The sequence below is a fragment of the Dyella sp. genome, from assembly GCF_035508675.1.
Lineage (GTDB): Bacteria > Pseudomonadota > Gammaproteobacteria > Xanthomonadales > Rhodanobacteraceae > Dyella_B.
On sequence record NZ_DATJMN010000158.1, the window covers coordinates 1 to 6,803 of the forward strand.

At 58.4% G+C, this 6,803-nt stretch carries 2 protein-coding genes and 1 pseudogene; 1 reads left to right on the forward strand and 2 read right to left on the reverse strand.

The annotated features are described in order from the left end of the window. On the reverse strand, window positions 1-3,680 hold a 3,680-nt coding region (locus tag VMA74_RS08735), incomplete at its 3' end, for a membrane-targeted effector domain-containing toxin (RefSeq protein ID WP_325366251.1). A 106-nt stretch (window positions 3,681-3,786) separates the two neighbouring features. Between VMA74_RS08735 and VMA74_RS08740 the strand changes: the two are divergent. Then, window positions 3,787-4,102, forward strand: a pseudogene (locus VMA74_RS08740) (transposase); the annotation flags it as partial. 863 nt (window positions 4,103-4,965) lie between these two features. On the opposite strand, the gene VMA74_RS08745 reads toward VMA74_RS08740, so the two are convergent. Further along, a complete protein-coding gene (locus tag VMA74_RS08745; protein WP_325366252.1) occupies window positions 4,966-6,423 on the reverse strand; it encodes a DUF4139 domain-containing protein in 1,458 nt (485 codons plus the stop codon). Window positions 6,424-6,803 lie beyond the last annotated feature (380 nt).

A 6,803-nucleotide genomic window follows, 5' to 3' on the forward strand; every position in this document is an offset into this window, starting at 1 on the left:
TGAAAGAGTCCCTGCCAGCCTTCTCCGGGGGTACTTATGGAGGTGGGTATACCTTTGGAAGCAGGGTGAATTTCTACACCGATTGCTCCCAGAATTTCTGAAAGTCCTGGCACGAGAGGTGTTCCGCTCGTTTTCATATGCCCTTGCCCGACAAGCGCAAGCCATTTACCTGGATGTTGTGCCTGATCCATCTGTATAACCGTTTTTCCCCAATAATTCATTGATTTTAATCTTGTGTTAATACTTGCTGCGGGGTTAGTGTATAGTTGGTCATCTATACCAATAACTCGAATTCCAAGCTCTTCTGCCCTTTCAAATAAATTCCCCACCGTATAGGGCCATCCATATCGTCCCCTGTCCCAATTACTGTCCACGGCAAGCCTTTGCTTCCTTGTTTTAAACTTGGTTATCCATTCGCCATCGAATCCCTCCACATAGATGGTATTGACGCCATTTCTTTTTAGATTAGCAAGGTTGTCGTAAAGAAATTTAATCGAAGATACGTTGTTGTGTTTCTCGCCAAGCACAAGGCCGTTTGAATTTCTATACACGGCATCGATGAGATCTGTGGTGGTCGCATTTTTACCTAATGACGGAATGGCTGGTCGAGGTGGATAGGTGCTTGTGGGAACATTATTGAAGAAGTCGTTATAAAGATTATTGAATGCAGTCCGTCTTTGTTTATAAGTTTGCGCATTGACGAAATTAGCCATCAAAGCGGCCTGGTTTCCCGATTGCGACGTCGAAGGCGCGACGCCTCCTGAACCTGAAGGAGGGCCGGGCGTGGACTGGTTTGCTCCGGCCGCCTCAATCCGGATGACTTTGGGCTGCCACACTTCCTTGCCATTGCGTAGCTCTGGCTTGGCAATGATGCCGGCGCTGACGAGCTGACCCTCGTTGTCGGGATCAATGGTACGCAACAGGTAGTGGCCATTTGGCTGGTCAGGTATTTTCGGCGCCAGATAGGGTTGCCGCTGTCCTGGCACGTCCACGATATTCATGCGATGGGCCGCAGCGGCTTCGTGCAGCGCACTGTTCCCGGTTGCGCGCCGGGGAACGATACTGCCCACGGAGGTTGTCGGACCGCGGGCGCCCTTTTTCACAATGGTAGCAAGGCTCGGCAAATCCTTAAGGCCCGCGATGACTTTGTAAGGATCAAGCAAGCGCCGCAAGCCCTTCATCGCAGCCAGGCCTGGTGCCACGATGTCCGCCGCCGAGGTGGCTATATCCATGGCAGCGAGAAAGAGATCGCCAGCTGTTTCTGCATCCAGCTGCTGATTGGATTTGGACAAGAATTGCGTATCGGCCAACCGCCGCTTTACGTGAGCGTCGTAAAGCGTATCTTCGAGTTGCCGGAACGACTGTGCCTGTATGTGGCCGCGGCCGAATATGTCATAGCCCCGTTTGAATTGTTCATCCAAAAAGGATTTCATATTTTCCGATACATGATTCTTAAAATAAGCCTGCCAGTCGTCTCCTCTGAATCGGCGATCCCTTTTCAGATCGCGCATGCCCTGCGGGTAAGTCTGGAAATTCTCGCCATCGGGCGCGTTGGGCGCGTAAAAAAGCATGGGGTCGTCGGGTTTGGCATTCTTCTTGGCGATCAGCATTGGGCCTTCTATGCTGGCGCCTGGTCGGCTGCCTTGGCCGGCGCCGATGGTTAGGTAGAAAACCTGGAGTGGTTCGCTGTTCTCGCCGAGTCCATCGGGATGGTTCAAGAGTGCCATGACTTGGCTATAGCCTTGGTCATCCAGCTTGCCACTGAGCCTCGCCTCTTTCGCATCGGCGCGCATTTGTGCCGCGTGACTGTCCTTCCAGCCTTGGCGCAGCTCATTGCCCTCAGCAGATAGCATGCGCTGCTTGAGCAGGTCCTGGTAGCCTCGGCCCACGTTCAAATCGCGAGCCAGGCTGCGCAAATCGTTTTGCCCCAGGGTAATCGGTTTCCCGTTGCGGTCCGTAAAGACGGCGCGCAAGTTGGGATTCACTGCGGCGTTGGGAATGAGATCCCATTTGGTCTTGACGTTATCCAGCACGAATTGCGTCAAGCTGACCGACGGCTGAGGCAGCGGCCGTCCTGCTCGGCTCGCATGCGATTGCACCTGGATGGCATCCGGATCGATGTCCGCGTCGGGATACTTCGCCTGCAAGTTGTCTTTGATGCGTTGGGCGGCATACTCCCGCAACGTAGGGACTTTCTCTTGCATGGCGTCATGGAACGCTTCGGCCTTCCGCTTCGAGTCCCGTTCCAGTTGGTCCAGCTGTGCACGATCCAGCTCGCTGGCGTTCTTCCACCACGCGGGACGGTTGTGTTCGACCAAGGCGGCATCCCGCCGGGCTTCTATCTGATTGGCATCGAACGAGGCTGTTAAGGGTTCGGCGAGATTCCCGCCGATCGCATTCAGTTCGTTCAGATCGGTGATCCCTCTTTCCCTGGCCTGCTTGAAAGCGTAAGCGGTATCGCTCTGGTGGCGATCCAGCTGCGTTCTGACGCTGTAGTTGAAGACGTCTTCGTCAAGCTGATTCAGACCCAAATGGAGCCCGTCCAGGCGGGATGGCAGCTTGTCTGCGTCTTCGTCCGATAGTGCACTCAACAGCGCTTGGCGATTCTGCTTCAGAGCATGATCTTGAAAGTCCTGCAGCGAATCGAAGGTTTGGATACCCCGGGTTGGCGAATAGAACACGGCTGCCGTCTTGCCAGACGTGGGATGGTTATCAACGATCAGGAACGCCCCGGGCACGGCCAAGCCGGGCGGAGGGTTGCTGTTGGTAATGATCGATACGCCATACACCGCCGGCGTAGTGGGCTGCTTGCGCTCCTCGGCACTTGGAGCGGGGTTGGCGAGGACCTTGTCGATTAGCGCCCTGTGCTCAGGTTTCAAGGTGCCGTCGATCGTACGAAGGTCGGCCTCCGCCCTGAACTGCGTCCCTCGATTCAGGCGCAGATACGCTAAAGGGCTGGTGTTGGCGGGAGCCCCGGATGCGAACGTGCTGGGCTTGTCGAAGTAGTTGTCCGTGCTGCGCTGCATCGCGGCGGCCGGATCGCGGGCAAACTCGTCGAGCCGGTTTTTGAAGTCTGCCGGATCCGCTCCGTCGAGGGCCAAGCCCGCATCCACAGAGCGTAGGCTGGTGAAAAGGCCGAAGCGCGTCTGAGTGTTGTTCAAAAAGGACGGTATCCGCCCTGTCGTGAGGATTTCCGACAGCACATCCGTCAGTTTATGGGAAGCATGCAGGTTGCGCTTCAACTCGGCCGCGCCACCGTAGTCATTGGACGCGCCCGCATAGTCTTCCGTGTACTCATTGACCCACACGCTATCCAGGTCGATCGGCAGCTGGATGTTGGGGAACAGCGTCCAGGATACAGCCTGCAAGAAGGTGGGCCGCCGATCGATAATCGCTTGGACCTGTTGGGAACTGGCGGCCAGACCCTCATTGTTTTTTTGCTCCTGGTCCACCTTGGCAGGGTCGGTGGCCTGCACGTCGGAAGCTGCCTGCGCATGGCCGGCCGCCGAACGGGTGGTACGCAAGCTATTGGACGGTGCTCCGAATCGGCTGACGGTGGACGACTTTTGTGCATAGTCAGTGGCGGTGGATGAGAAGGATTGCACTTGTGGCTTGGGCGAATGAGGTTTGTCAGTTTCTTTGTCGGTGGCCTCCAATGGCGGTGCATGGGTGTCAGCCATAAGCGCACTGGATAGCGAAGGGATGGAATCTATGGACATAGGTACGCTCTCGATCGAGGAGACGCCACCTATGTCGCCCAAAAGGGGTGTTCATGTGAGGTAATTATGTTCGGCCTTCAGCAATGGCCTGGCGTGTTTCCATCGTTTCGCCGACGCCGGTCACTCCCGCACGGTATTGGACACACCCGGTGGTCGCGTCGCCACGCAAGTCCGAGGCGTGCGCTGGGCGAACGTGTTGCTGGGCAACGTCAAAACGCGCCATCGATGGGCGTTACCACGCCGTCAAACAAGCCAAGTATGCACGTCGCTATTTGGCGGAAGCTGCGTATCGTTTTAACCGCCGGTTTTGCTTGCGCCAAATGCTGCCGCGACTGCTGCGTGCAATGGTCGGGTCGCGCCATCAAGCACGGCACCGATCCTAGGAGCGGATCGTGTAGCTCACATGCACGATGATATCGGTCAGGCTTAGCAACACTTCCGCAAAGGATATTAGAGAGATGCTTGGGGAACGGGGTAAATCGCTAATCATGCCTATCGGACCCCATTTTGGTGATAAAGCTCAGGCAGCCTGTACTACTACGGCTATCGCTACTTTTGAAAGCAATAATTCCATGGCCAGGAATCTGATGAGGGAGAGAGGCACGGTGGGTTTCCTGCATCAAATTATTTTCAATCGCAAAAAAAGTCCGGTGGTCAAGAAGCTTGGCTCCTAACGACTGATCTGGTCATTGGGGCTGAACCAGCCATGCTGTTGTACCGAGCCGGAGAGTGTGCGAGGAGCTTGCTGGAGCGGCTGCCGGGCGTAAACACGCACTCGTCACGCAGATCGCCCCGCTGGATAGCAGCGGGGCACGGCTTTGGCGTTTGCACGCGGTACGGCATGCCATGCCTGGGATCTTGCGAAAACCCCAAAGCGCGGCGAGTGGGATCGTGGGGCATTGCTATGCCGAGCGGCTCGTCCTCCTTGGCTGTCTCGCTGAGTTCGGTTGGCAAGGGGCGCCCAGCGGTGCAGCGAGTGCACCGCTGGTAGCAAACCCGCGACGTCGGCATGGCGGTGCGGCGATCCGGTATGGCACCAGATCCTGCTGGGCGCGGTTGCGATCAGCAGGATTGTCTTCGTCGGCCGCCACAGCCGCTTCGCATCGATCTGGCACGGTAAGCCGAAGCTACTGAATTTCCGGTCTGTGCAAGCGCAATAGCCCCGCCGATAGGGGGGGCTGGGTCGGCGTGTCGCCGGTGATCCCATCGTGTCGGACCGAGAACGTTCCTGTCATGAAGCGAAGGATCAGGACTGCGGCTGCTCATCGGCTGTCCAGGTATACCTCACGCCGTAGTCAAGCACGGCCTTGCCGTTGGCCGGCACGTCGAGCTTGAATTCCAGCGTATCGGTGGTCTGCTTGCTGGGCTTTACCGTCGACGACGTCACCACCCATTGCCGCCAGCGGTTGGGGTGCTCGCGCACGGTGACCGTGCGTGCGCTCTCGCCGGCATTGGTGACGGTGATGCGGAAAGCTTCTTCCATCGTGCGACCGGCCTTGTCGACGTGGAAACTGGTGCGCTCGCGCTGACCGCGCAGATCGAAAGCGGTACCCAGCGTGATCGTGGCATCGCTGCCTTTGGGCGTATCATTGATGCGCCCCTCACCGATGAATTGCGGCACGCCGTTGCGATCGGCGGTCAGTACGCGCAGATAGCCGGCCGGCAAGCTCTCAAAGGCGGTGAAGCGCAGCGTACTGATGATGCTCGTGTTGCTGTCCGTATTAAACGTTTCATTGAGCATCGGCTGCGGCGGCATCCAGTTGCCGCCGTTCTCGTAGAGTTCCGTGCGCTCGCAGCCGAGCGTACGCGCCGCATACAGCGGTACCTGGCTGATGCTGCCATCGGGCAGGTCGACCGGCGCAGGCAGCGTATAGCTGCGGTAATCGCCCACCGAGGATTGTTCGGGCATTGCCTCGGCAGCGGCAGGCGCGGCCATCGCGCGCATCATCATCGGGCGAGGTCCGGATGCCTTGGCGAAATGGGGTTCACCGGCAATCAGCGTCAGATTCGCATCGTGCCAGTCGCGTCCGCTGCGGTTGGCGATGCTGGCACGCGATTCGAACTGCATGCTGCAGGTAGTGCCGGTTTGCAACGTGGCGACATAAGCCGCGCGCCAGCCGATGCCGGAAGTGGGATAGCTCAGCACGGCATTCGCTGCGCCGCCACGCGAGGCATCCACGCGCAGACGCAGGCTGGAACCGGTCGGAAAGTTGTCGCTTTCCGTATTCACCGCAGCGTATTGGCGGATCAGCGTGGTGCCGCTGTTGCCACGGACAACCAGGCCATCTTCACCCGCACGCAGCAGCGTACCGCTGGCCAATGCCTGGCCGTTGTCACCCAGCACACTGATGGTGCTGCCTGTCAAACCGGTCAGCGCGGCATTCGGCCCCTGGCCCAACAGCAGACGCTGGGAAATGACCTTGGCTTCGCCACCGGGAAAGCCGAGTGCCATCGCTTCGGCATCGAGATGATTGGGCAGGTCGCCCAGTACCAGATCGTGCACGCCCGATTGCAGCGTGACGCTGCGCCGCTCGCGCACCACGGCATAGCCGTCATTGGCATTGTTATCGCCGCTGCTTGCATACAAGGCAGGGCTGTCGCTGCGATACAAGGTGATCGATGCGCCATCGGCTGCCCAGGCCGACGGTATGCCGCACAGCGTGGCCATGGCGATGGTCAGAACGGTTCGGTGCCGGATCGGCATGATGCACTCCTTTGGCGGATAACGGGCCGATCATAGCGAGCCGGGTAGCGCAGCGTATGTGTCCCCGTAGCCAGCTGTTCTTTCGCGCTTCAGCACGATGGCTCGCCATGCTGCACGTTGTGGCCGAACTGGCTTACTATCGGCGCGAGTTCACCCTTCACCGGCGCGACGCGGTCCACCGGGCCGTCGCCGGAATGCCAGCATGGTTGAATGCGCAACCTATCTAAAGGCAGGACATGGATGGCTTCTCGCTAAGAGTGGTGCTTGCGGACGATCACCCGGGGATGATCGCAGGTGTCGAACATGGCCTGTCTTCGGTCAGCACCATCCAGGTGACCGGCACGGCGGCCAACTCGACCGAGCTGATGCGCATCCTGGAT